The sequence below is a fragment of the Variovorax sp. FW305-3-2-15-B-LB1 genome, assembly GCF_058787635.1.
This window is the reverse complement of the sequence record NZ_JBYSZY010000003.1, coordinates 19,152-42,640: the sequence shown is the minus strand read 5'-3', so window position 1 is coordinate 42,640 and position 23,489 is coordinate 19,152. Positions and strand designations below refer to the sequence as shown.

At 72.1% G+C, this 23,489-nt stretch carries 16 protein-coding genes; 9 read left to right on the top strand and 7 right to left on the bottom strand.

The window, feature by feature from the left end; genetic code table 11:
* Window positions 1-7: 7 nt before the first annotated feature.
* The 4 genes from AC3WQR_RS02850 (at window position 8) to AC3WQR_RS02835 (ending at window position 14,699) form a co-directional block, all read left to right on the top strand.
* A complete protein-coding gene (locus AC3WQR_RS02850) occupies window positions 8-349 on the top strand; it encodes a FecR/PupR family sigma factor regulator (protein ID WP_492741093.1) in 342 nt (113 codons plus the stop codon).
* Window positions 340-13,305, top strand: coding sequence for a putative filamentous hemagglutinin family protein (locus AC3WQR_RS02845; protein ID WP_492741092.1), 12,966 nt, complete (start codon window positions 340-342; stop codon window positions 13,303-13,305). Before AC3WQR_RS02850 ends, AC3WQR_RS02845 begins: the two co-directional genes overlap by 10 nt.
* A gap of 126 nt (window positions 13,306-13,431) precedes the next feature.
* Window positions 13,432-14,067, top strand: coding sequence for an RNA polymerase sigma factor (locus tag AC3WQR_RS02840; protein ID WP_447743973.1), 636 nt, complete (start codon window positions 13,432-13,434; stop codon window positions 14,065-14,067).
* Window positions 14,064-14,699: a transposase gene (locus AC3WQR_RS02835; protein ID WP_447743976.1), complete on the top strand. Its 636-nt coding sequence runs from the start codon at window positions 14,064-14,066 to the stop codon at window positions 14,697-14,699. Before AC3WQR_RS02840 ends, AC3WQR_RS02835 begins: the two co-directional genes overlap by 4 nt.
* 13 nt (window positions 14,700-14,712) lie before the next feature.
* Here the strand turns inward: AC3WQR_RS02835 and AC3WQR_RS02830 are convergent, their stop codons facing one another.
* Window positions 14,713-15,144 carry a type II secretion system protein N gene (locus tag AC3WQR_RS02830; RefSeq protein ID WP_447743978.1) on the bottom strand — a complete coding sequence of 144 codons (432 nt, stop codon included), beginning with the start codon at window positions 15,142-15,144 and terminating at the stop codon, window positions 14,713-14,715.
* 159 nt (window positions 15,145-15,303) lie between these two features.
* On the opposite strand from AC3WQR_RS02830, the gene AC3WQR_RS02825 reads away from it, so the two are divergent.
* From AC3WQR_RS02825 to AC3WQR_RS02815, 3 genes are read left to right on the top strand one after another with little or no spacing between them, the layout of a single operon-like run.
* The gene (locus tag AC3WQR_RS02825; protein ID WP_447743981.1) at window positions 15,304-15,792 is read left to right on the top strand and encodes a prepilin-type N-terminal cleavage/methylation domain-containing protein; all 489 of its coding nucleotides are present in this window, start codon (window positions 15,304-15,306) and stop codon (window positions 15,790-15,792) included.
* The gene (gene gspI, locus AC3WQR_RS02820) at window positions 15,782-16,147 is read left to right on the top strand and encodes a type II secretion system minor pseudopilin GspI (protein WP_447743984.1); all 366 of its coding nucleotides are present in this window, start codon (window positions 15,782-15,784) and stop codon (window positions 16,145-16,147) included. The genes AC3WQR_RS02825 and gspI overlap by 11 nt, the downstream gene beginning before the upstream one ends.
* The gene (locus AC3WQR_RS02815) at window positions 16,144-16,773 is read left to right on the top strand and encodes a type II secretion system protein GspJ (RefSeq protein WP_492741091.1); all 630 of its coding nucleotides are present in this window, start codon (window positions 16,144-16,146) and stop codon (window positions 16,771-16,773) included. Before gspI ends, AC3WQR_RS02815 begins: the two co-directional genes overlap by 4 nt.
* A gap of 6 nt (window positions 16,774-16,779) precedes the next feature.
* Here the strand turns inward: AC3WQR_RS02815 and AC3WQR_RS02810 are convergent, their stop codons facing one another.
* From AC3WQR_RS02810 to AC3WQR_RS02795, 4 genes are read right to left on the bottom strand one after another with little or no spacing between them, the layout of a single operon-like run.
* A complete protein-coding gene (locus tag AC3WQR_RS02810; RefSeq protein WP_492741090.1) occupies window positions 16,780-17,481 on the bottom strand; it encodes an MOSC domain-containing protein in 702 nt (233 codons plus the stop codon).
* Window positions 17,478-18,170 carry a glutamine amidotransferase gene (locus tag AC3WQR_RS02805; RefSeq protein WP_492741089.1) on the bottom strand — a complete coding sequence of 231 codons (693 nt, stop codon included), beginning with the start codon at window positions 18,168-18,170 and terminating at the stop codon, window positions 17,478-17,480. The genes AC3WQR_RS02810 and AC3WQR_RS02805 overlap by 4 nt, the downstream gene beginning before the upstream one ends.
* Before the next feature lie 22 nt (window positions 18,171-18,192).
* Window positions 18,193-18,744 (bottom strand): redoxin family protein, encoded by a 552-nt coding sequence (locus tag AC3WQR_RS02800; protein WP_492741088.1) that lies wholly within the window; start codon window positions 18,742-18,744, stop codon window positions 18,193-18,195.
* A 1-nt stretch (window position 18,745) separates the two neighbouring features.
* Entirely contained in the window at window positions 18,746-19,294 is a 549-nt protein-coding gene (locus tag AC3WQR_RS02795) for a carboxymuconolactone decarboxylase family protein (RefSeq protein WP_492741087.1), read from the bottom strand.
* A gap of 95 nt (window positions 19,295-19,389) precedes the next feature.
* On the opposite strand from AC3WQR_RS02795, the gene AC3WQR_RS02790 reads away from it, so the two are divergent.
* The gene (locus AC3WQR_RS02790) at window positions 19,390-20,274 is read left to right on the top strand and encodes a cupin domain-containing protein (RefSeq protein ID WP_492741086.1); all 885 of its coding nucleotides are present in this window, start codon (window positions 19,390-19,392) and stop codon (window positions 20,272-20,274) included.
* A 4-nt stretch (window positions 20,275-20,278) separates the two neighbouring features.
* On the opposite strand, the gene AC3WQR_RS02785 is transcribed toward AC3WQR_RS02790, so the two are convergent.
* Window positions 20,279-21,466, bottom strand: a complete 1,188-nt coding sequence (locus AC3WQR_RS02785) for a M20 aminoacylase family protein (protein WP_492741085.1) — start codon at window positions 21,464-21,466, stop codon at window positions 20,279-20,281.
* A complete protein-coding gene (locus AC3WQR_RS02780; RefSeq protein ID WP_062472854.1) occupies window positions 21,463-22,461 on the bottom strand; it encodes a tripartite tricarboxylate transporter substrate binding protein in 999 nt (332 codons plus the stop codon). The genes AC3WQR_RS02785 and AC3WQR_RS02780 overlap by 4 nt, the downstream gene beginning before the upstream one ends.
* 131 nt (window positions 22,462-22,592) lie before the next feature.
* On the opposite strand from AC3WQR_RS02780, the gene AC3WQR_RS02775 reads away from it, so the two are divergent.
* On the top strand, window positions 22,593-23,480 hold the full coding sequence (locus AC3WQR_RS02775) for a LysR family transcriptional regulator (protein ID WP_095745258.1): 888 nt from the start codon (window positions 22,593-22,595) through the stop codon (window positions 23,478-23,480).
* Window positions 23,481-23,489 lie beyond the last annotated feature (9 nt).

The window sequence follows — 23,489 nt, the reverse complement described above, 5'->3', positions numbered from 1 at the left end:
ATGGGGTATGCAACCGACGCCTCATGACACCCGCCTGAGCGACGAAGCGCTGGCCTGGGTCGTGCGCTTGAACCGCCTGCATGGCAGTGAGGCCGAGGCACAGGCGCTCGCGGGCTGGTGTGCACGCAGCGCGGCGCATGCGCGGGCCTGGCGCGAGGCCTTCGCGCTGTGGCAGTTGCTGTTGCCCGCGGCCTGCCAGACCCGGCCGTTGCCTGCCCCTCGATTCCCGTCGATCGCCCGCGCGGCGAACGACATCCATGTGTCCGTGCGCCGTCCGGGTTCCCGGGCGGCGTTCGATCCCGCCGTTTCTCCCTTCGCGCCATTCCGCTCCCGCTCATCATGGTCCTGAATCCGCACGCCCACTCTTCGCGCCGACGCGCCGTTTCGACCGAGGGCGAGCTGCGCCTCACGCCGCTGGCACGTGCGCTGGCCGTGGCACTGGCCACCGCGGGTGCGCTGGGCGTGGCCCAGGCGCGGCAGGCTTTCAGCCCCGCCTGGTTCGCCGACAAGGGCGCGGCGCAGGCCGGTGCGGTCCAGAGCGGGCGCCTGCCGAACGGCATGCCGGCGTCGAGCCTCACGAACCCGGGGCTGCAACAGCAGCAGGCGAATGCGCAGCTGCAGCGTTCGATCAGCAACCTGAACCTCGCGGCGCAGGCCATTGCGGCGCAGCAGGCCGCGCAGGCGGCGGCGCGAGAGGCCGCACGCAACACGCCGTCGTCGGTGCCCGACGGTCTCACCGAAGGTGGGCTCGCTGTCGACACCAACAGCCTCACGGCCGGCTGGCACAACGCGAGCAGACCCGAGCAGACGCCGTCGGCCGACGGCCGCACGCACGTGGCGATCCAGCAGACCGGCGACCGCGCGGTGCTGAACTGGGAGACCTTCAACGTCGGTCGCAACACCACGGTCGAGTTCCGCCAGCAGGCCGACTGGGCCGCGCTCAACCGCGTGAACGACCCGAAGGCCAGGCCGTCGCAGATCCAGGGCCAGATCAAGGCCGACGGCACGGTGCTCATCGCCAACCGCAACGGCATCGTGTTCAGCGGCACGAGCCAGACCGACACGCGCAACCTCGTGGCGGCCGCCGCGCACATCAGCGACGACCAGTTCAAGGCGCGCGGCATCCACAGCGCCCGCGCGGGCGAAGGCTACGCACCGAGCTTCACCGATGCACAGGGCGCGGTGAAGGTCGAGGCGGGCGCGCAGCTCACCACGCGCACGCCGGCCTCGGTGACGCAGGGCGGCGGCTACGTGCTGCTGATGGGCAAGGAGGTGCACAACGCCGGCACCGTCACCACGCCGCGCGGGCAGGCGCAGCTTGCGGCGGGCGACTTCTTCATCGTGCGCCCGGGCCAGGGCACGGCCGAGAACACCTTCTCGACCACGCGCGGCAACGAGGTGGCGCCGCAGTTCCTGCCCGACAGCACGGCGGGGCAGTTGAGCAACACCGGCCTGCTGCGCGCGCCCGAGGGCGACATCACGCTGGCCGGGCGCAAGGTGGTGCAGGACGGCGTGGCGCTGGCCACGACCACGGTCGACACGCGCGGCACGATCCATCTGCTGGCATCGGCCGCCGATGCGAAGAGCAGTGTCACCGTCACCGGGCGTGCGTTGAACGCGGTGCTGCTCGACACGCAGGACGGCCGCACCGCGCTCGACAGCCAGCGCAGCGCACTCATCAACGAGTCGGCCAGGCAGGACGTGCTGCGCCGGGGCGCTGCATTGGGCGCGTTCGACAACCTTGCGCAGCTCAACGACCGGCGCGACCTGTCGCGCATCGAGATCGTCTCGGGCGGGGGCGTGCTGTTCGAAGGCGCGTCGACCACGCTCGCCACCGGCGGCCAGATCGCGGTGAGCGCGGGCCGCCAGGGCGGGCGCAGCACCGTGGCCGACGGCGCGCGGCTCGACGTGTCGGGCGCCATGGGCGTGCGCGTGGCCATGGCCTCGAACAACGTCGAGATCAACATCCAGGGCAACGAGCAGCGCGACGCACCGGTCAACCGCGACACCACGATGCTCAACAACAGCAACGTGTGGATCGACCGGCGCAAGCTCACGCGCGTGGCCGCGGGCACCGGCGGCTACGACGGCGAGCGCTGGTATACGGCGGGCGGCCTGCTCGAGGTGGGCGGCTACCTGGGCCTGCAGGGCCACGGCATCGGCGAATGGGCGGCGCAGGGCGGCCACGTGGTCTTCACGGGCGCCGAGGTGGTGACGCAGGCGGGCTCGAACATCAACCTCTCGGGCGGCACGCTGGACGTGCAGACCGGCGTCATCCGCCAGAGCTGGCTCAAGGGCCGCGACGGGCGGCTGTACGAGGCGTCGAGCGCGCCGGCCGACATCGTCTACACCGGCGTCTACAAGGGCTTCGAAGACGAACACAAGCGCTGGGGCGACAAGACCACGGGCTACTTCTACAACCCGCTGATCGGCCCGCAGCAACGGCTCGAGAACGGCTACACGGTGGGCCGCGACGCGGGCCGCCTCGAAGTGGCGACGGGCGCGGCGGTGCTGCGCGGCGACATCACGGCCACCGCCTACCAAGGGCCGGGGCAGGGCACGAAGAGCGACGCGGCACTCGACGGCTACGCGCAGTCGCACGCTGCGGCGGCCCGCGCGGGCCAACTCACGCTCGGCAACGACCAGGTCGTCGGCTTCAACGACGACCCCACGAAGGGCGCGGTGGGCATCTTCCGCCAGCTGGTGCCGACGCTCGATCGCATCGTGTTCGCAGACGGTGCGGCGAGCGCCGACACGGCCAGGCTCGGGGCCGGCGACCCGCTGCCCGCCGCCGACAAGGAAGCGCTGCGCCTGGACAGCCGGCAGCTCAGCGGCTTCGGCCTGGGCGCACTCGTGGCCGTGGCCGGCAAGGAGGTCGTGGTGGACGGCGCGCTGAGCGTGGCACCGGGCGGGCGCATCGCGCTGCACGCGACGACGGTGGCGGTGCGCGGCGACCTGACGGCGCGCGGCGGCCAGATCATGTTGGGCAACGTGGTGCGCAGCGCCACCAACGTGGGGGGACCGGGCGAGGTCAGCGTGCCGCTGGCGGAAGGCACGGTGCCCGAGACCATCGGCGTGCGCGTCGCGCCCGGCGTGACGCTCGATGCGCGCGGGCTCTGGAGCAACCTGCAGATGGACCCGTCGGGCAGCAGCGGCCTGCCGTACCTCGATGGCGGCGCGGTGCGCATCCGCAGCACGGGCGCGATCGACCTGGCTGCGGGTTCGCTGATCGACGTGTCGTCGGGCGGCGCGGTGCTGGCCAACGGCAAGACGCGCGGCGGGCGCGGCGGCGATGTGGACCTGCTGGCGGACAGCTTCACCCTGGCCCCTGTGGCGACCCACGGCCTGTTGCATGCGGATGGCGACATCCGGGGCTACGGGGTGAGCGGTGGCGGCACCTTGCGGATGGCGTCGGGCACGGGGGTGGTGATCGGCGGCGAGGCACTCGGCGAGCGCGCGGCCACCGACCTGATCCTGCTGGAGGACTACCAGGTGAAGGCGGGCAGCATCCTGCCGGTTGACTACCAGTACGAGCGCACACGGGCTCTTCCGGGAGAAACGCTGGGATCGTCGCCGTTCTTCGATGATGGCGAGAAAGCCGTCACCATCGCAGCGGATTGGACGTTGCCTCGTCCGAAGAGTACGCGAGGCAGTTATGCGATCACGGCCATCGTGAATGGCGCGTCGACGACCTTTCGCTCCTGGGGCACGGACGAAGGCCAGGAGCCTGTCACGGTGCCTGCGGGTGCGAGGATCGTGTGGATGTCCAGCGTCGAGGAGTTTCCTATCTCTTTCGTCGTTCCCGCTGCGGTCTTCCCGAACGGGTTGAGCATCACCGCCCAACCGACGACTGTCCACGCAGGCCAGGTAGCCCCTGCCGACTTCACCATTGCGAGCGGCACCCGGGTGGCGGCCGGCACCGTGTTCAACCGGCCCGTCACGGCCCTCGCGCAGATCGGCATCGACAGCGGCATCCTCCGGTCAGGCTTCTCGCGCTACGACATCAACGGACACCTCGGCCTTGTCGTGGCCGACGGCGCGAAGCTCGACGTGCGCATGCCGGTCTACCGCTTTGCGCCCGATGCGAAGACCGTCGCAGGCGGCAGCGAGCCCGAGCGCGCACTCGCGCTGTGGATGCCGCCGCTGTGGACCGAAGACCCGGTGCGCGGCGTGCTCACGCAGCGCGGCGGTGCAAGCCTGCAGCTGCAGGCGCTCGTGGACAACGGTGTTGCCACAGTGTCGCGGGCGCCGATAGACGTGCGCCCGGGGGCCGAAATCACGGTCGACCCGGCCCAGTCCATCAACCTGCGCGGCCGGGAGATCACGGTCGACGGCCTGCTGCGCGCGCCGGGCGGCACCATCAGCGTGGAGAGCAGCGGATTGCCCGGCAGTGGACAGACGGGCAGTCAGGGCCAGCCCGGGCTGGTGTGGATCGGCGAGCGCGCCGTGCTCGACACCTCGGCGCGGGCCGTGGTGGCGCACGACAACTTCGGCCGGGCCTACGGCCAGGTGCCCGACGGCGGCACGATCCGCATCGGTGGCGCATTCGATTGGGAGCAGACCGGGCTGACCCAGGCGCCCGAAGCCTTCGTCGTGATCCGTCCGGGCGCGCTGCTCGATGCGTCGGGCACGCGCGCGGACCTCGATCCGGGCGCGGGCGGGCCGCGCGGCATGACCTCGCCGGTGCCGGTGGCGAGCAATGGCGGCACCATCGTCCTCTCGTCGAGCCAGGGCCTCTACCTGGACGGCACGCTGCGCGCGGCGGCGGGCGGGGCGGGCGCCGCGGGCGGCACGCTGGCACTGGCGCTCGAGTCGGCGATCTACCCGACCGTGCTCACGACAGGCGAACTCCTGCGTCATCGCGAATTGGTGCTGGCCCAGACGCAAGGCGACAGCCCGCTCGCGGTCGCAGCCTCGCGGTTCGACGCACGACAGCTGCTGCGCACGGGCACGGGCCGGATCGGCGTCGACCGCATCGAGGCCGGGGGCTTCGACAACCTGTCGCTGCTGGTTCATGGTCCGTTGAGCTTCGATGGCGACGTCGCACTGAACCTGGGACAGAGCCTGCGCCTCTACGCAGCTTCGTACGCGCACAGCGACGCAGCGGCGGCAGGGTCTTCGGTGTCGCTGAGTGCGCCTTATGTCCGGCTGGCGGGGGTGCGCAGGCCGAAGGTCCCCGATGACTCGACCATGCCCGAGGCCGGCTGGGCGCAAGGGCCGTCCACGCAGGTGCCCGACGGCACCTTCGCGGTCGCCGCCGACCTGATCGACGTGCGCGACCGCGTTGGCTTCGGTGCACGAGCGACAGTCGAGTTGCGCACCTCGAACTACGCGATGGACCGGCGCGGATTCGCAGCCGTCGAACTCACGAGCCGCGGCGACATCCGTCTTCTGGGCGGCATGGGGAGCGAGGGGCTCACCGACATCACGACGGAGCTGGCAACCGCCGGCAACCTGGCATTGACCGCCGCGCAGGTGTACCCGGCCACGGATGCCAGTGCCCGGATCCTGGCAGGCGTGATGCCACGGGACCCGGCTTCCGGCGAGACGCCGCGCTACGCCGAGGGCAGCGTGCTGGCGATCCGCCGCCACGGTGACGGCGAGGTCGCGACGCCGTACTCGGCGTTCGGCAGCCTGCGGCTCGGCGCCGAGACCATCGAACAGGGGGGCATCCTGCGTGCCCCGCTGGGACGCCTGCAACTGGGCTCCAGCTTCACGGGCGAGGTGGCCGAACGGGTGACGCTGCTGGCGGGCAGCGAAACCTCGGTGAGCGGTGCGGGACTGCAGATGCCCTATGGCGGCACGGTCGACGGCCTGAGTTATCGCTACGGCGGACAGGCCGTGACGCCGGTCGGCGCGGGCGGAATGGAAGGCTCTGCAGCCGTCCGGCGCGGCATCGGCTTCAACGCCCGCCATGTCGACGCGCAGGCCGGTTCGCTGCTCGACCTGTCGGGTGGCGGCACGCTGTCGGGCGCGGGCTTCGCCACCGGTCGGGGCGGCTCGGTCGACGTGCTGGCCACGCCGCTCGCGAACGCGAACCCCTTCAACGGCTACAGCGACCGCCGCAGCGGCGTGTATGCCATCGTGCCCGGCAGCGCGGCCCGCTACGCGCCGGTGGCGCCCGAGGCCGGCTTCGGCGCACCGGCGGTGGGGCAGCAGGTGACCCTTCCGGCCGGCGTGCCGGGCCTGCCGGCCGGCACCTACACGCTGATGCCCTCGACCTATGCGTTGCTCCCCGGCGCCTTCCGCGTGGAGATCGGCGCGGGCGACCGCATCGGCCTGTCGGGCGTGACCGGCGTGGGCAACGGCTCGTATGTTGCGCCCGGCTACCTGGGCGTGGCCCACACCGCAATCCGCGAGACGCTGCCAAACCGCCTGGTGCTCACGCCGGGCACGCAGGTGCGTGCGCATTCGAGCTACCGCGAGACCGACTACAACACGTTCATGCGCGCGGACGCAGCGCGCCAGGGCTTCGCGCGCGGCATGCTCACGGTCGACGCGAAGACGCTGGACATCTTCCTGGCCAAGCCCACCGACAGCGACACGAACCGCCTGGGCTTCACCTTCGACGGCCAGGTGCGCCTGGATGCGGCGCCCGGCACCGACGGCTTCGGCGGCACCGTGAACGTGCGCGGCCTGGGCGAGGTGCTGGCGGCGGGGCAGACGGCCGCCACCGGCCTGGCCGGTGCGTCGGTGCAGGCCGACGAACTCAGCAAGCTGCATGCACCCCGGCTGGTGCTCAACGGGGGCATCGCCGTGAAGGAGTACGGCCAGCGCGGACGGCTGGCCACGATCGACGGCGACGGCAGCCTGGTGGTGCGCAGCGGTGCGCGCCTGTCGGCGGGCGACATCGTGCTGGCGAGCAGTCCCGGCTTTGTGGGCGAGCAGCAGATCGTCATCGAGGAAGGCGCCTCGCTCAGCACCCTGGGCCAGAAGGCCTCGGGCTTCGATTCGAGCGCGGGCTATGTGTTCACGGGCACCTCGGTGCTGGCGTTGTCGAACGGCTGGTTGAACCTGCAGTTGGGCGCGTCGTCGCCCGATGTGCCGTATTCCGTCGGCATCCACGTCGGCCAGTGCGTGACGGCCTCGTGCAGCGGCGCGACGCAGCTGGTGTCCGAGGGCACGCTGGCCATCGCCACGAACGGTGCGCTGACCTTGGCCGACAACGTGTCCTACGGCACGCGCAACCTGTCGCTCGCGGTGGCCGCCGTCAACCTCGGAGAGGACGCCGCCATTGCGGCGGCAGGCGCCAACGGCCGCCTGCCGCTGGGCCTGGCGCTGAACCAGGCGCGGCTGGACCGCCTGCTGGCGGGCAACACCGCCATCGGCGCGCCGGCGCTCGAGACCTTGATCTTCAACGCGCGCGACGCCGTGAACATCTTCGGCGCCGTGAAGCTCGACGCCAGCGGCCTCGACCGGCTGGTGTTCGGCACGCCGGCGATCCACGGCTATGGCGCGGCGGGCGATGTGGCCGCCATCCGGGCGGGCGAGTTCGTCTGGTCCGGCTCCGATGCCGTGCCCGGCGCGGCCATGGCCGACCTGCTGGGCGCGGGCACGCTCGACATCGGCGCCCGCACCATCGTGCTGGGCCACGGCCCCTATGCACAGCCCAGCGGCCAGGCCACCGATGCGCGCCTGGCGCTGGGCTTTGCCGACGTGAAACTGAACGCCAGCGAACGCGTCACTTCGAGCGGTCGCGGCACGCTCGCGGTGCACCAGCGGCAGGGCGCGTACACGCCGGGCGAGGGCTACGCCTACGAAGGCGGCAACCTCGCGATGGTGGCGCCGGTGCTCACGGGGCAGGCGGCCTCGACGGTGCGCATCACCGCGGGCGGCGACATCACCGTGGCCGTGCCCGAAGGCGTGGCGCCCGGCACGAGCGACGCGCTGGGCGCGACACTGGAACTCAGGGGGAAGCGCGTCGGGCTGGAGGGCAGCATCGTGCTGCCCTCCGGCCGGCTGGTGCTGGCGGCGACCGACAACGTCACGCTCGGCGCGGCCTCGCGCATCGACCTGTCGGGCCGCACCGTGACGCTGTTCGACGTGGCGAAGGACAGCGCCGGCGGCGAGCTGCTGATGACCAGCGCGGCCGGCCACATCACGCAGGCGGCGGGCGGCCTCATCGATGTGTCGGCGCGCCGCCAGCGCGGCGGCACGATCGAGGCCGTGGCGCTGGGCGAGGGCGCCGGCCATGTCGCGCTGGACGGCGCGCTGCGCGGCGCCACCAGCGGCAGCTACGACGCGGGCGGCACCCTGGTGCCCTACGACGCGGGCGAGCTGACCGTGCGCGCCCGGACCCTGTCCGACTTCGCGGGCCTGAACCAGCGGCTCAACGACGGCGGCGTGTTCGGCGCGCGGCGCTTCCAGATCAAGCAGGGCGACCTCGTGGTGGGCGACGGCGTGAAGGCGCGCGAGGTATCCATTGCGCTGGACGGCGGCAGCCTGCGCGTGGACGGGCGCATCGACGCGAGCGGCGTGCAGGTCGGCTCCATCCGGCTGGCCGCGGCGGGCGACCTGCGCGTGAACGGCACGCTCGACGCGCACGGCACGGGCCTGCGCGTGGACAGCGCGGGTCGCATCATCGACAGCCCGAACCGCGCGGTGGTCGACCTCACGAGCCGGGACGGCACGCTCACGCTGGGCAGCGGCGCACGCATCGACCTGCGCGCCGGCACCGACGTGCCCGTGGGCACCCGCGCCGGACAGAACGACGGCCGCGCGCGCGGCACGCTCGACCTCAATGCGCCGCGCCTCGGCGCGGACGACGTGGCCGTGGCGGTCGAGGGCACGCCCGCCATCGCAGGCGCGAAGACCGTCGCGGTGAATGCCTTCCGCACCTACGACGACGCGCCGCTGGCTTCCACGCCCGACGTGACGGGCCACAGGCCGCAACTGATCACGCAGAAATTCCTCGACGAGATCGACGGCCACAGCGTCGCCTTCATCGACAAGGCGCTGGTCAATGCCTCGCTGTCGGCACGCCTCGCAGGCCTGGGCAGCTACCACCTGCGCCCGGGCGTGGAGATCGTGAGCGACCGACTGAACAACCCGAACGGCGACCTCACGGTGGACGGCGACCTCGACCTCTCGGGCTACCGCTACGGCCCCGCGGCCCACCGCGGCGATCCGGCGCGGCGCGGCTTCGGCGAGCCCGGCAAGCTGGTGATCCGCGCGGCGGGCGCACTCAACGTGCACGGCAGCATCAACGACGGCTTCGCGCCACCGCCGGCCACGCCGGACGATATGGGCTGGATGCTCGGCGAAGGGCGTTACGCCGGCGGCGACGTCGTCGTGCCCATCGACGGCGTGACGCTCGACACCGGCACCCGCTTCCCCGCGGGCGCCACCCTCAACTACAGCGTGGCCGTGAACCCCGCCACGCTGCCCGCCGGCACGGTGCTGCCCGTCGACGCGGTGCTGCAAGCGCCGTGGAGCCTGCCGGCCGGCACCGTGGTCGCGGCCAACATCTACGGCCCCGATGGCTCGCTGGCCCATGCCGCCGGCTCGGTGCTGGCCACGGCCGTGACGCTGCCGCCCCAGACGCGGCTGAGCGCCGGCACCGCGCTGCGCACGGCGGCCTCGGTGGGCGCACTCACCTGGCCCAAGGGCGTGGAGCTGCCGGTGGAGATGACCATGGCCGGCCCGCTGCAACTCGCGCGCGGTGCGTTGATTCCGTCGAACACCTCGCTGGAGCTGCCCGGCAACACGCCGGTGCAGCTGCGGCCCCCGGGCGACGGCGGTGTGCAGGGGCGCAACTGGGCGATCGCTCCGATGCTCGGCGAAGGCGCCACCTCGTGGGACCTGCAGCTGGTGGCGGGCGCCGACCTCGGCGCGGCCGACCGGCGGGCGATGCGACCGGATTCGCGCGCGGCATTGCAGCTGGCCGACGCACACAGCGTGCTGAAATTCACGATCGAAATGGGGCCCGGCAACGGGCCGCTGGTCTGGGCCCCGGGCAACTGGCTGGGTCGCCCGCCCGGCACACCGGTCGAGCCCGACGACCTGTGGTGGTGCGACATCGGCCCCGGCCTCTGCGTGCCCGGCGGTGGCCAGGAACGGGCTGTCGGCGCGCCGAACACGCCCGCCTTCAGCGTGCTGCGCACCGGCACCGGCGACCTCGAGTTGCTGGCAGCCGGCGACCTGCGGATGCGTTCGCCCTTCGGCGTGTACACGGCCGGCACGGCCACCGCGACCGAGGCGGGCCACAACCGCCCACGCGGCAGCGGCGCCGACGGCCTGCTGGGGCCGCAGTCGCCGCTGACCGACTACAACGGCGCGCTCTCGGCCTACCGCGCGTGGTATCCCGACCAGGGCGGCAACCTGCTGATCGCAGCCGGCGGCGATCTTGTGGGTCACATCGTCTCCGATGAACGCTCAAGCGTGCTGGCCGGCAACTGGCTCTGGCGGCAAGGCTCGGGCACGGCGGGCATCGACAGCCCGATCCCGGGCGCATGGTGGATCAACTTCGGCGCCTACATCGGCGGCATCCCGGTGCCCGGCACGTTCACCCCGCCGGCGCTGGCCGGCTTTACTGGCTTCGGCACGCTGGGTGGCGGCAACCTGAGCGTGCGTGTCGCTGGAGATGCAGGGGCCATCGCACCGCGCACGCCGCAGCCACCGGTGAACTCGCAGGACAGACCCAGCAGCGGCGGGCTCGTGCTTGCCGTGGCGAGCACCGGCCGCGTCGGCGCGGACGGTGCGCTGACCCTCACAGGCGGCGGCGACATCGACATGCGCGTGGCCGGCGCCCTGAACCCGCACCGCGCGCTCAACGGGGCCGCGGAGAACCTCGTGCTGACCGGCGCCATCGCCAACCTGCGCGGCAGCACCGACGTGCGCGCGGCGTCGATCGGCAGCCTGGGCCTGCAATACCTGTCGAGCAACTTCAACCTGAGCGACCCGATCGACACACGCGCCATCGATCCCTTCAACCCGACCTTCGCCGATGCGCGCGGCGGCATCAATCTGCTGCCGGGCGACGCGACGATGCGCCTGAGCACGCGCGGCGACCTGGTGCTCGGTGCCGCGGCCGACCCCGGGCGCGTTCCGACGCCGAACACTTCGGCCTTCAGCGTCGGCGGCACCGGCTACGACGGAGGCGGGCAGGGCTGGTTCAGCCTGTGGAGCGATCGCAGCGCGATCGACCTGCTGTCGGCGGGTGGGCACCTGACGCCCGTGATGGCACGCCGGGACAGCGCCGACTCGACACTGAAGACGACTTCACCCGACGCATGGATCGTCTATCCGGGCATCTTTCACGCCGCCGCGTTGACGGGGAACATCTACGCCGGCTACGCGGCGCTGCCGCAAGCACGGTACTACCCCGTGGCACTGAGCTACGGGCTGACCCTGGCGCCTTCCGCACGCGGCGAATTCGAGATGCTGTCGGGCGGTTCGATCTACGCGGGCCAACTCGGCATGGGCATGTCGGGCACCGGCACGCCGCTGCCGACGCCGTTCAATCCCGCATTCGTTGGACTTTTCGAAGACCAGTTCATCCGCGAAATTCGTGTCTCCAACGTCTCGCCCATGAGTCCGACGATGCTCACTGGGGGATTCAACAGGACTTCGCTGTTTGCCTTCGGCCCGAACACGGCAGCGCAGCCGCTGGCCCGCGACGTGGCAGCACCGCCCGTTCGCTTCTATGCGGCCAGCGGTGACATTGTCGGCCTGCGCACTGGCGAAACCCTGACCCTGCCCGACGGCAGCGCGACCTGGTACCAGGCCGCCGGCCCGGTCTGGATCAAGGCCGGCCGGGACATCGTCAACACTGGCGATGCGCCGGGCACGTTCTGGGGGGAGGTTCCGACCGAGCTCCCGAACATGCGTTCGCGCGGCAACCTCATCGTCCACCAGCGCCCCACCGACGTCTCGGTGATCTCCGCCGGCCGCGACATCCTCTATGCCAACGTCGACATCGCCGGCCCCGGCACGCTCGAAGTCTCGGCGGGCCGGCACCTGCGGCAGGAAGACCGCGGCGGCATCACCTCGATCGGTCCCATCGTGCCTGGCGACACGCGGCCCGGCGCGTCGGTGGCGCTCATGGCCGGCGTGGGCGCGCAGGCGGCGACGCAGGGGCTGGACATGGCGCCGATTCGCGCGCGCTACCTCGACCCGTCGAACCGCGCCGAAACCGGCACGCCGCTGGCGCAGCAGCCGGGCAAGGCCGCGAAGACCTACGAGGCCGAACTGGCCGCCTGGCTGAAGGCGCGCTACGGCTTCGACGCCGGCACCACCGCGCAGGCGCTCGCGTACTTCGACGCACTGGCCCCGGCGCAGCAGCGCATCTTCCTGCGCGAGGTGTACTACGCCGAGCTGCGCGAAGGCGGGCGCGAGTACAACGACGCGGACGGTCCGCGCCAGGGCAGCTACCTGCGCGGGCGCGAGATGATCGCCGCGCTGTTCCCGATGCGCGCGGCGCTCGACGGCGACATCACCATGTTCGGCGGCTCGGGCGTGCGCACGCAGTTCGGCGGCGACATCGACATGCTCGCGCCGGGCGGCAGCATCATCCTGGGCGTGCAGGGCGCGGTGCCGCCGGCCACCTCGGGCGTGCTGACGCAGGGGCAGGGCAACATCCGCTTCTTCAGCGAGGGCAGCCTGCTGCTCGGGCTGTCGCGCATCATGACCACCTTCGGCGGCGACATCCTCGCGTGGTCGGAGAAGGGCGACATCAACGCCGGGCGCGGCGCCAAGACCACGGTGGTGTTCACGCCGCCCAAGCGCGTGTACGACAACGTCGGCAACGTCGAGGTGTCGCCGCAGGCCCCGAGTTCCGGCGCGGGCATCGCGACGCTGGCGCCCATCGCCGAAGTGCCGCCGGGCGACGTCGACCTGATCGCGCCGCTGGGCACCATCGACGCGGGCGAGGCGGGCATCCGCGTGTCGGGCAACGTCAACGTGGCCGCGCTGCAGGTGGTGAACGCGGCCAACATCCAGGTCAAGGGCGAATCGGCCGGGCTGCCGGTGGTGGCCTCGGTGAACGTGGGCGCGCTGACCAACGCCAGCGCCGCCGCCGCACAGGCCGGCATGGCGGCGCAGGACGTGATGCAGCGCGAACGCGCGGCGGCGCGCCAGGCGCTGCCGTCGGTGTTCACGGTGCGCGTGCTGGGCTTCGGCAACGAGCCTGCAAGCGGGGGTGCCGGCAACGGCGCGCAGGCGCCAGCCGACAGCGCCAAGGCCGCCACGACCGCCGCCAGCTACAACCCGCGCAGCGTGATCCGCGTGCTCGGCGGCGGTGGCAGCCTGCCGCCGGCGATGAGCCGGCAACTGACGGACGAGGAGCGCGCCAACCTGCAACGCTGAACGCCCCGTCGAGCCCGCGCCCCAGCCGACGGGCGCCCGTGTTCCTTCCCTTGTTGTCCCAGGCCTGGCCGCTGCCGCCACCGGAGAGTCCGGGGACGGCGCGACGGGCGCTCAGCGAAACCGACCATGACTCCCCATCCTCACGCCTTGCGACGCGCCCCGGACCGGTTCTCTTCGATGCGGCCTTCGGTCTGGCGCCTGATCGACGACCGGGTTGCGCTGCCCGCGCTGCGCCCGGCCCCACGGCCGGTGGCGGCGCCGACGCCGGGTGTGCAGTTGCAGCAGCACCTCGTGGCGCAGTACGCGCCGCTGCAACGGCGCCTCGAACGGCAGCTCGGCTGCGCGGACCTGGCCAGCGAATGCCTGCACGAGGCCTGGCTGCGGCTGGGCGAATGCACGCTGCAGGAGGTGCCCGCCAACCCCGACGCCTACGTGTACCGCGTGGCCTCCAACCTCGCGATGGACCGCATCCGCGCGCGCAAGCGCTGGCAGGGTGTGAGCGCGGAAGGCGCCGACCTCGAGGCGATGGCCGACCCGCGCCCCGGCCCGGCGCAGATCGCGCAGGCGCGCTCGGACGTCGCCGCCGTCGACCGCGCCATGGCACGCCTGCCGCAGCGCCATCGTTCGGTGCTGCTGGCGCTGCGCTGGCACGAGATGTCGCGCCAGGAGGTGGCCCGGCGCCAGGGCACGACGGCGCGGCGGGTCGACACCACGCTGCGGCAGGCGCTGGCCGAATTGCGCCGCGACGGCGCGGCAACGTGAAGGGAGCGAACGAGATGAAGTGGATGTCGCCGTTGCGGGTCACCATGCAGGAGCTCGACGCCCGGCTCTCGAAGATCGTCGAGCGCGCGCGCGAAGGCCCCGTGGCGGTCAACCGCTACGGCTCGCCCTGGGTCTGGATCGTGAGCCACCAGGCCTGGGTGCAGGCCGACAACCTGCGCGCGCTGGTGCCGCAGAGCCATCCGCTGGTGGCACTGCGCGACCAGGTGGAAGACACGCTGCGCTGCGAACGCACGCTGCTGGCCGAGCTGGAGCGTCAGCACGGCGGCACGGTCGATGCCGCGACGCTGTTCAAGAGCCTGATGCTGCAGATCATCTATTCGCTCGAAGACGCGCAGAAGGTGCACGAGAGCCTGGCCTACAACATGCTCTTTCGCTGGTTCGTGGGCTTCGAACGCTTTGCCGACGAACTGCCCGCGCGCGCCGCCTTCGCGCGCGAGCTCGAAGCCTTCGGCGGCGATCCGCGTGCGGTGCGCGTGGTGACGCGGGCGCTGTCGGGCGCCTTCCTGCCGGAGTCGGGCGACGGCGATTTCCGCGTCAACCGCGGGCTACTGCATGCGCTGTCGAACTGGGCCTCGGCGCCGGATGCGCGCCCGCGCGAAACGGCGCCCTGAGCGCTGCAAAGGTTCAGGGCGCGGCGCGCACGATGCCGGGCGCCGTGGGCAGCACCGGCGCGGCGATGCGCAGCGAGGTGCCGGCCTTGTCGACCGTCACCGCGTCGGCCTCGATGCCCGCGAGCGTGAGCGCGCGGCCCAGCGCATCGCCCACCCGGTAGGGCTGCGGCGCGCCGTCGTTCACCGACAGCACGGCCACACCGGCCTGGCCCGCGCCCTTGATCAACCCCTTGACCGCGATGTTCGCGCGGACCTCGCCCGGCCCGAACCAGGCCGCGAGCGCATCGGCCGTGGGATCGGCGACGCCGGCCCGCGCGGGCGCGGCGCGCACCGGCGGCGCGGCAGGCGCGAGCAGCCGGCCCCAGGTCACGACACCGGCCACGACCAGCGACAGGCCCGCGGCATGAACGAGAAGGCGGGGGGAAGGTGGCGTGAAGGGGCGCATGGTGAAGGGCGGTCAGCGGGCCGCGAGGGCGGCGGGCACCCCCTGTGTCTATCACGCGGGTGTTGGGGTTTCGTGTCAGCACGGCGTTTCATCGCGGCATCACGCAGCCTGCCTAGCATCGGCCGCATGGCGTGTTTCCACGACGGGATGACGAGCCGCATGCGACCACGCACAGGCGGGGAGCGCGGCTTCTCGCTGATCGAACTCATGATCGTGCTGGTCATCGTCGGCATCGCCACCGCCGCGATCAGCCTGGGCATCGCGCCCGACCCCGCGCAGGAACTGCGGCGCGACGCGCGCGAGCTGGTGCGGCACCTGGCCGTGGCGCAGAACGAGGTGCGCGTGGACGGCCGCACGATCGCGTGGCAGGCCGATGCCGAGGGCTACCGATTTGCGCGCGGCGCCTGGGTGCAGCGCGGCGGCAGCGCGATCCCGCAGGTGACGACGCTCGGCGCGCTCGACACCTTCGCGGCGGACGACGAACTGCGTCCGCGCGGTTGGCGCGTGGGGCCGGTCGAGGTCGTGCCGGCGGGGCCGGTCGTGCTCACGTCGGAGCCCGTGGGCGCAAGCTGGCAGCGCGAACTGCGGTATGGGGCGACCACGGTGACGGTGATGCGGGATGCGTCCGGGGCGTTTCATGTGCGCTAAGAACCGCGGCTTCACGCTGATCGAAATCCTCATCGCGCTGACCATCGTGAGCATCGCGCTGGCCGCGATCGTGCGCGCCTCGAGCCTCACCATCGGCAACCTCGGCCTGCTGGAGCGGCAGTCGCTGGCGATGCTGTCGGCGGGGAACCAATTGGCGGAGCTGCAGCTGGGCGGTACGCCCAAAACGCCGGGCGTGTCGCGCAGCGACTGCCCGCAGGGCGGCATCCGCTTCGTCTGCCGGCTGGAGGTCGGGACCGTGGTCGATGGCTTGCGGCCCGTGCGCGTGCAGGTCTACGCGGCCGACGACGAAGACCGGCTGCTGGCCACGCTGCACACGCGCAGCGCACCGCCATGAGGCCGACGCAGCGCGGCTTCACGCTGGTCGAGGTGATGATCGCCATCGCGCTCATGGCCGTGCTCGCCGTGATGGCCTGGCGCGGCCTGGACAGCGTGAGCCGCACGAACGACCAGCTCGAAGACCGCACCGAGCGCGTGGCCCGGCTGCTGCGCGCGCTGGACCAGTTCGAGCGCGACGTGGCCTTGCGCGTGACCACCGAGCTGCCGGCGCCGGCGGCTGCATCGGCGAATCCTTCGGCCGCCGCCCCGCTGCTGCCGGTGGCGATGCAGGCGCGCCAGCCGAACGGCGCGCCGTTCGTGGTCGAGATCGTGCGCACCGCGCCGGCCGCGCCCGGGCAGTGGCAGCGCGTGCAATGGTGGGTGCGCGGCGATGTGCTCTACCGCGCGGCGGGGCCCGTGTCGGCCGTGTTTCCGCTGCAGGCGCCACAGCCTGCGGACCGGGTGGCGGTGCTCGACGGTGTCGCCACCTTCCAGTTGCGGGCCTGGGAGCCCGGCCTGGGCTGGCGGCGCCTGCCGGGCGTGGCGCCGGCGCGCGCACCGGCCACCGGGGTGGAACTGCAGCTGGCGGTGTCGGCGGGCAACGATGCCGCGCCGCGGCCGTTCCGGCGCGTGCTGGCGTTCTGAACTGCGTCAGGCCTCAGGTGCGCGCAGGCGCGGCTCCCAGTCTTCGACGCGCCCCGCATCCACCCGCTTGCGAAACGTGGCGCGCCAGCGCTCGGCCAGGGCGGGCAGGGCGGCGGCCTGTTCCCATTCGGGGGCGAAGCGCGCGTCGCGCGAGAACAGCAGCGCGATGAGGCGCGACAGCGGCCAGCCCGGGTGCGGGCGTTCCACGCGCGTGGCCAGGGCGCCGGCCCGCACCCAGCCGGGCTCGAGCACGCGGTAGTACCAGCCCGTGCAGCCGCGCGCCTGCATCTCGCGCGCCATGCCGGGCTTGCCGAAGTGCGCGTCGAGCTTCCAGCAGGGCTGGCGGCCCTGCGACACCTGCACCCGCGCGTCGCCGAGTTGGACCACGTCGCCGATGCACACGGTCGATTCATCCCAGCCTGTGGTCGAGATGTTCTCGCCGAAGGCGCCCGCATGCGCCAGCAGTTCGGTGTGGTGGCCGCCCGCCGCCCAGCCCGCGTAGTGCTCGCGCGGGTAGTGGTGCACGGCCTTCTCGATGCCGCCGTGGATGCGCAGGTCGGCCTGCGCGTCGCCCTGCAGGCCGGTGGGCGACAGCCACAGCGCATCGGCCGTCGGCGTCTTGCGGATGCCGCTGCGCGTGCGGCCGTCGGGCAGCAGGGCCACGGGGCCGACCAGCAGGGCGTCGATGGGCAGGGTGGGCTGCGTCATGCGAGCTGGTCCAGCCAGGCCGTCAGCATGCGCGTCGCGGCATCGGAGCGCAGGTCGGCCAGCTCGGCGCTGCGGGCGCGCAGCGCGGGGATGTCGATGCCGCCCGCGGCCAGTTCGTGGTGGTGCCCGATGAGCCAGGGCTCGATGCGCGCGGGGTCGGCCTCGGGGTGGAACTGCAGCGCGAGCGCATGGCGGCCGTGGCGGAAGGCCTGGTGCGGCGTGCGTGCGGTGCTCGCCAGCAATTCGGCGCCGGGCGGCAGGTCGAAGGTGTCGCCGTGCCAGTGCAGCACGGGCTCGCCGTCCAGCGCCGCGAGGCACGAGCTTCGGCCCGCCGTGCTCAGGTCGACGGGCGCCCAGCCGATCTCCGTGTGCCCCGACGGGTACACGCGCGCGCCGAGCGCACGGGCCATGAGCTGCGCGCCCAGGCACAGGCCCAGCGTGGGGCGCTGCAGCGCCAGCCGTTCGAGCAGGCCGCCGATCGCTTCGGCGAGCCAGGGGTAGGTTGCCGTGTCGTAGGCCCCGATGGGGCCGCCGAGCACCACGACGAGGTCGGCGTGGCGCCACTCGTCGGCGCTGAGCGCGGACGGGCCCGCCTGCCGGTAGTCGATGGCGTGGCCGGCCCGGGTGAGCACGTTCGTGAAGCGCCCGAGGTCTTCGAAGGCGAGGTGTTGCAGGGCGATGCATGGCATGCGGCGAGTGTCCTTTCTTCTTTCAGGCGCGGCAGGCAGTGTCGTCGCAGGGGCCGTCTGGCGGGGCATCTTCTGCCGGTTGTGCAATGAGGTGCGCGGGCGCCTCTTCGGCCGCGAGCTGCCCGATGGCGGCGCCCAAAGCCATGTCGTCGATCAACCCGAAGTGGCTCATGCGCAGGCGCCCCTGCCGGTCGACCAGCACCGTGCTCGGCGTGCCCTGCCACTGGTAGTCGCGCATCGTGGCGGGAATGCCGCCGGTGGGCGAGGGCTGGTCGATGCCGATGGGAAAACCCAGGCGGTACTCGCGCACGAAGGCGTCGAGCGCGGCCGGCGTCATGACGTCGTGGTGCTCGAACACCGAGTGCAGGCCGATCACCGCGACGTCTTTCGCGGCGAAGAGCTGCCGCGTCTTCTTCGCCTGCGGCAGGCCGTGCGACACGCAGGCCGGGCACAGCATCTGGAACGCGTGCAGCACCACGACCCGGCCGCGCAGCGACGCGAGCGTGACCGGCGTGTCGGTGTTGAGCCAGCGGGCGACCTGCAGCTCGGGCGCCTCGGGGCGCGGCCAGGCCATGTCAGGCCGCCTCGGCGCGCAGCTTCACCTGCGGGAAATCCACCGGCACCTGGAACGCCACGTTGACGTAGTTGGTGAACAGGTTCAGGGCCACGTGGGCCAGGATCTCGACGATGTGCCGGTCGTCGAAGCCCACGGCGCGCAGGGCCTGCATGTCGGCGTCGCTGACCTGGCCGCGCGCATCGACGAGCTTGAGCGCAAAGCGCAGCGCCGCCGCGGTGCGCGGGTCGGCCGATTCGCCGGCCTGCGCGGCGGTCATGTCGGCAGCCGACACGCCCGCCTTGCGGCCCAGCGCGGTGTGGGCCGCGAGGCAGTAGTGGCAGGCGTTGCGGTCGGCAACGGCCACGGCGATCTGCTCGCCGAGCTGCGCCGGAATGACGCCGCCGCCGAGTGCGCCGAACGATCCCCACAGGCTGCGCAGCGCCGCGGGCGAGTTGGCGACGGCGCGGAACATGTTGGGCGTGGCGCCGAAGGCACCGTGGATTTGAGAGAGCAGGACCTGGGCGTCGCCGGTGGCGGCGGTGTCGGTGACGAGGTTGACGCGGGGCATGAAGACTTCCTTTCGGTGATGACGATGGAGGCAGTGTCTTCCGGCAATCCGTATGATTTGAACGCTTTCATCCATTCAACATACCTTTTCGTCCAATGCCGAGCGCACCGCCCCCGCCGCCCATCGACAGGCTCTCGTCCCTGCTCGAACGTTTCCGTGTCCGGGCCCACCTGTTCCACACGGGGCCGCTGTGCGGCGTGACGCACTTCGCGGCGAAAGAGGGGCGCAGCTTCCTGCATGTGATGCGGCGCGGCGAGATGGTGGTCACGCATTCGGCGCCGTCGGTGCGTTCGGCCGGCGTGCCGCGCAAGCTGGTCGTGAAGGAGCCCAGCCTGCTGTTCTACCCGCGCCCGCTGGCGCACGACTTCCACAACGCGCCCACCGAAGGCTCGGATTTCGTCTGCGCCACGGTCGATTTCGACGGCGGCGAGGCGCACCCGCTGGTGCGCGCCTTGCCGCCGCTGGTGCGGCTGCCACTGCATGCGGTCGACGGCCTCGAAGCGGCGCTGGCGCTGCTGTTCGCGGAAACCGGGCGCGTGCTGTGCGGGCACCGCCTGCTGGCCGACCGGCTGTTCGAGGTGGTGCTGATCCAGTTGCTGCGCTGGCTGCTCGACCATCCGCAGGAGAGCGGCGTGCCCGCCGGCCTGCTGACGGGCCTGGGCGACCCGCAGCTGGCGCGCGTGCTGGTCGCGCTGCACGAGCGACCGGGCGAGCCGTGGCCGCTTGAACAGATGGCCACCGAGGCCGGCATGTCGCGCAGCGCGTTCGCGGCGCGCTTCAAGTCGGTGGTGGGCGCGACGCCCGCCGACTACCTGGCGCAGTGGCGCCTGACGATCGCGCAGGCCGAGCTGCGCACGGGCGCGTCGGTCAAGACGATTGCCGACAGCCTCGGCTACGCGAACGCCTCGGCGCTGTCGCGCCTGTTCGCGCAGAAGGTGGGGGTGTCGCCGCGCGAATGGCTCGCGCGGCAGTCGGCTTGAGCGCTCAACCCTCCGCGCGCAGGAAGCGCTCGGTCAGCAGCACCCAGTAAGCGCCGCCCACCGCAACGTTGCTGTCATTGAAGTCGTAGCCCGGGTTGTGGACCATGCAGGCGCCGTGCGCGTCGCCGTCGCCATTGCCGATGAGCAGGTAGCAGCCGGGCACGCGCTCCAGCATGAAGGCGAAGTCTTCGCTGCCCGGCAGCGGCGGCGTCTGCCAGGTGACCTGCGCCGCGCCCACGAGCTCTTCGGCCACGGTGCGCGCGAAGGCGGTTTCTTCGGGCGTGTTGACCAGCACCGCGTAGCCGGGCCGCCAGTCGATCTGTGCCTGCACGCCGAAGCTCTCGGCCTGCGCGGCCACCAGCGCCTTGATGCGGGTTTCGATCTTTTTGCGCACCTCGCGGTCGAGGGCGCGCACGCTGACCTCGAGCACGGCGCCTTGCGGGATCACGTTGTTGGCCTTGCCCGCGTGGATGGCGCCCACGGTGACCACCGCCATCTGCAGCGGATCGATGTTGCGCGAGACCACGCTCTGCAGCGCCATCACGATGCTGGCCGCGGCCACGATGGGGTCGGCCGCGCGGTGCGGCATGGCGCCGTGGCCGCCCACGCCGGTGAGGGTGATCGTGGCGTAGTCGGACGAGGCCATGGCCGGGCCTTCGCGCATCGCCAGCCGGCCTTGCGCCATGCCGGGCATGTTGTGCATCGCGAAGATGGCGTCGCAGGGGTAGCGCTCGAACAGGCCGTCGTCGATCATGCGCACCGCGCCGCCGCCTCCTTCCTCGGCGGGCTGGAAGATCAGGTTCAGCGTGCCGTCGAAGCGCCCGCGTTCGGCCAGGTGCTGCGCCGCCGCCAGCAGCATCGCCGTGTGGCCGTCGTGGCCGCAGGCGTGCATCACGCCCGTGTGCGCGCTGGCGTAAGCCAGGCCCGTGGCCTCGTCGATGGGCAGGGCGTCCATGTCGGCGCGCAGGCCGAGGCGGCGCGTGCCGTTACCACGCACCAGCCGGCCCACCACGCCGGTGCCGCCGATGTGGCGCTCGACGGTGTAGCCCCAGGCCTGGAGCTTTTCGGCCACCAGCGCCGAGGTGCGGTGCTCGTCGAAGCCGAGCTCGGGGTGCTGGTGGATGTCGCGGCGGATGCCGATGAAGGTGTCGGCGCTGGCGTGCAGGTCGTTCAGGAGGGCGGTGGTGCTCATTGGGGTTCCAGTCGGATGGACTTGGCGATGTCGCGGTAGCGCGCGGTCTCGGCTTCGTAGAACTTCGCCGATTCGGCCAGCGTCGTCTGCGGCGAGGCCAGCTGCGTCTGGGCCGCGAGCTGCTCGCGCACGCTGGTTTCCTTCAGCGCCGCGCCGACGGCCTGGTGCAGCTTCTGCACCACGTCTTCAGGTGTGTTCTTGCGCACGAAGAAGCCGCTCCAGGTCTTGTAGTTGACGTTCTTCAGCTCCTTGCCTTCGCTGGCGGTGGGCACGTTCTTCAGCAGCTCGGAGCGTTGCCCGCCGAGCTGGCCGAGGATCTTCAGCCGGCCCTGGTCGGCCAGCGCGCCCATGGCGGCGCTGTACACCAGCACGGCAAAGTCGACCTGGCCGCCGCCGATGTCCTGCAGCAGCGGCGCATTGCCCTTGTAGGGCGCGTGCATGAGCTTCACGCCGGTGTCCAGCTGCACCTTCTCGAGGATCAGGTGGTAGAGCGAGCCGATGCCCACGCTGCCGTACGACAGCGGCTTGTCGGGCGACTTGCGCGCTAGCGCAATGAGCTCGTCGACGCTGTTGGCCGGCAGGTCCTTGCGGGCGACGAAGACCATCACGGCCTCGGCCACCGGATGCACCATGCGGAAGTCTTCGGCCTTGAGCTTCACGGCCGCATTGGCCAGCGGCGCAAGGATGATCTCGTTGGGCGAACCCTGGAAGAGGTAGTAGCCGTCGGCCGGCGCGGCCAGCACCTTCTGCGCGGCCATGGCGCCGCTCACGCCGCCCAGGTTTTCCACGACCACCTGCTGGCCCAGCGCCTTGCCCAGCGGCACGGTGAAGATGCGCGCGGTGGCGTCCGAGGGGCCGCCGGCCGGGTAGGGAACCATCAGGTTCACGGGCTTGGCGGGAAAGCCGTCGGCGCGGGCGGGGCCCGCTGCCGCCAGCATCAGCCCGCAGCCGAGCAGCAGCGCGGATCGGAAGAGCGAAGTCGTCGTCAAAGTCATGTCTCCTGGGGTGGTGCCGGCTCGTGGGGCCGGATGCAGGGGAATGCTAGAAGCGGCCCGACGCAACGTCCAATGCATTGTTGGCTGCATTAGCATGAGTCCAATGCATTCCTGAAAACGAGGTTTTCGCCATGACGCTGGTTCAACTGAGGCACCTGATTTCGCTGGCCCACACGGGCTCGTTCAGCCAGTCGGCGCAGGCGCTGCACCTGACGCAGCCCGCGCTCAGCCGCAGCGTGCGCGCGCTCGAGGACGAGCTGGGCATGCCGCTGTTCGACCGCATCGGTCGGCGCAACGAACTCACGGTCTTCGGGCGCGAGGTGCTGGAGCGCGCGCGGCTTTTGGTGTCGGAGGCCGAGGCGCTGCGCGACCGCGGCCGGCAGATGCGCGAAGGCGAGGGCGGCACGGTGCGCATCGGGCTGGGCTCGGGGCCGGGCGCGCTGCTGATGACGCCCTTTTTGCTGCACATGGCGACGCACCATCCGGCCGTGCGCACCGTGATCGCGCGCGGCAGCACCGACCTGCTGGCGCAGGCGCTGCGCGAGCGCAGCCTGGACGCGCTGGTGGTCGATGCGCGCGCGCTCAAGCCCGCGCCCGACCTGGTGCTGACCCACGTGTACGAGCTGCGCGGCGCCTTCCTGTGCCGCCGCGGCCATCCGCTCACGCGGCTGCGCAAGGGCGTGAGTTTCGAGGCGGTGCAGCGCTACCCGATCGCCTCGACGCCGCTGAGCGACGAGGTGGCGCGCGGGTTGGTCGAAACCTACGGCCCGCAGGCACATCCCGCCAACTGCGTGACCCTGCAGTGCGAGGAGCTGCCCAGCATCGCCGACGTGGTGCGCCAGAGCGACACGGTGCTGCTCGCGGTGCACGAGTCGGCACCCGACCTGGTCGAGTTGCGGATGGAGCCGCCGATGCGCGGCACGGCGCGCTTCGGGCTGGTGACCTTGCGCCAGCGCACCGAGGCGCCGGCGCTGGCGATTCTTCGGCGGCTGATGAAGGAACGGATGGCGGGGGCGTAGGGCGCCGTC

Bases quoted from the DNA above. Each gene is read 5' to 3' on its own strand.
- AC3WQR_RS02850 (WP_492741093.1), top strand. From the start codon at position 8: ATGCAACCGACGCCTCATGACACCCGCCTGAGCGACGAAGCGCTGGCC.
- AC3WQR_RS02845 (WP_492741092.1), top strand. From the start codon at position 340: ATGGTCCTGAATCCGCACGCCCACTCTTCGCGCCGACGCGCCGTTTCG.
- AC3WQR_RS02840 (WP_447743973.1), top strand. From the start codon at position 13,432: ATGACTCCCCATCCTCACGCCTTGCGACGCGCCCCGGACCGGTTCTCT.
- AC3WQR_RS02830 (WP_447743978.1), bottom strand. From the start codon at position 15,144: ATGCGCCCCTTCACGCCACCTTCCCCCCGCCTTCTCGTTCATGCCGCG.
- AC3WQR_RS02825 (WP_447743981.1), top strand. From the start codon at position 15,304: ATGCGACCACGCACAGGCGGGGAGCGCGGCTTCTCGCTGATCGAACTC.
- gspI (WP_447743984.1), top strand. From the start codon at position 15,782: ATGTGCGCTAAGAACCGCGGCTTCACGCTGATCGAAATCCTCATCGCG.
- AC3WQR_RS02815 (WP_492741091.1), top strand. From the start codon at position 16,144: ATGAGGCCGACGCAGCGCGGCTTCACGCTGGTCGAGGTGATGATCGCC.
- AC3WQR_RS02810 (WP_492741090.1), bottom strand. From the start codon at position 17,481: ATGACGCAGCCCACCCTGCCCATCGACGCCCTGCTGGTCGGCCCCGTG.
- AC3WQR_RS02805 (WP_492741089.1), bottom strand. From the start codon at position 18,170: ATGCCATGCATCGCCCTGCAACACCTCGCCTTCGAAGACCTCGGGCGC.
- AC3WQR_RS02800 (WP_492741088.1), bottom strand. From the start codon at position 18,744: ATGGCCTGGCCGCGCCCCGAGGCGCCCGAGCTGCAGGTCGCCCGCTGG.
- AC3WQR_RS02795 (WP_492741087.1), bottom strand. From the start codon at position 19,294: ATGCCCCGCGTCAACCTCGTCACCGACACCGCCGCCACCGGCGACGCC.
- AC3WQR_RS02790 (WP_492741086.1), top strand. From the start codon at position 19,390: ATGCCGAGCGCACCGCCCCCGCCGCCCATCGACAGGCTCTCGTCCCTG.
- AC3WQR_RS02785 (WP_492741085.1), bottom strand. From the start codon at position 21,466: ATGAGCACCACCGCCCTCCTGAACGACCTGCACGCCAGCGCCGACACC.
- AC3WQR_RS02780 (WP_062472854.1), bottom strand. From the start codon at position 22,461: ATGACTTTGACGACGACTTCGCTCTTCCGATCCGCGCTGCTGCTCGGC.
- AC3WQR_RS02775 (WP_095745258.1), top strand. From the start codon at position 22,593: ATGACGCTGGTTCAACTGAGGCACCTGATTTCGCTGGCCCACACGGGC.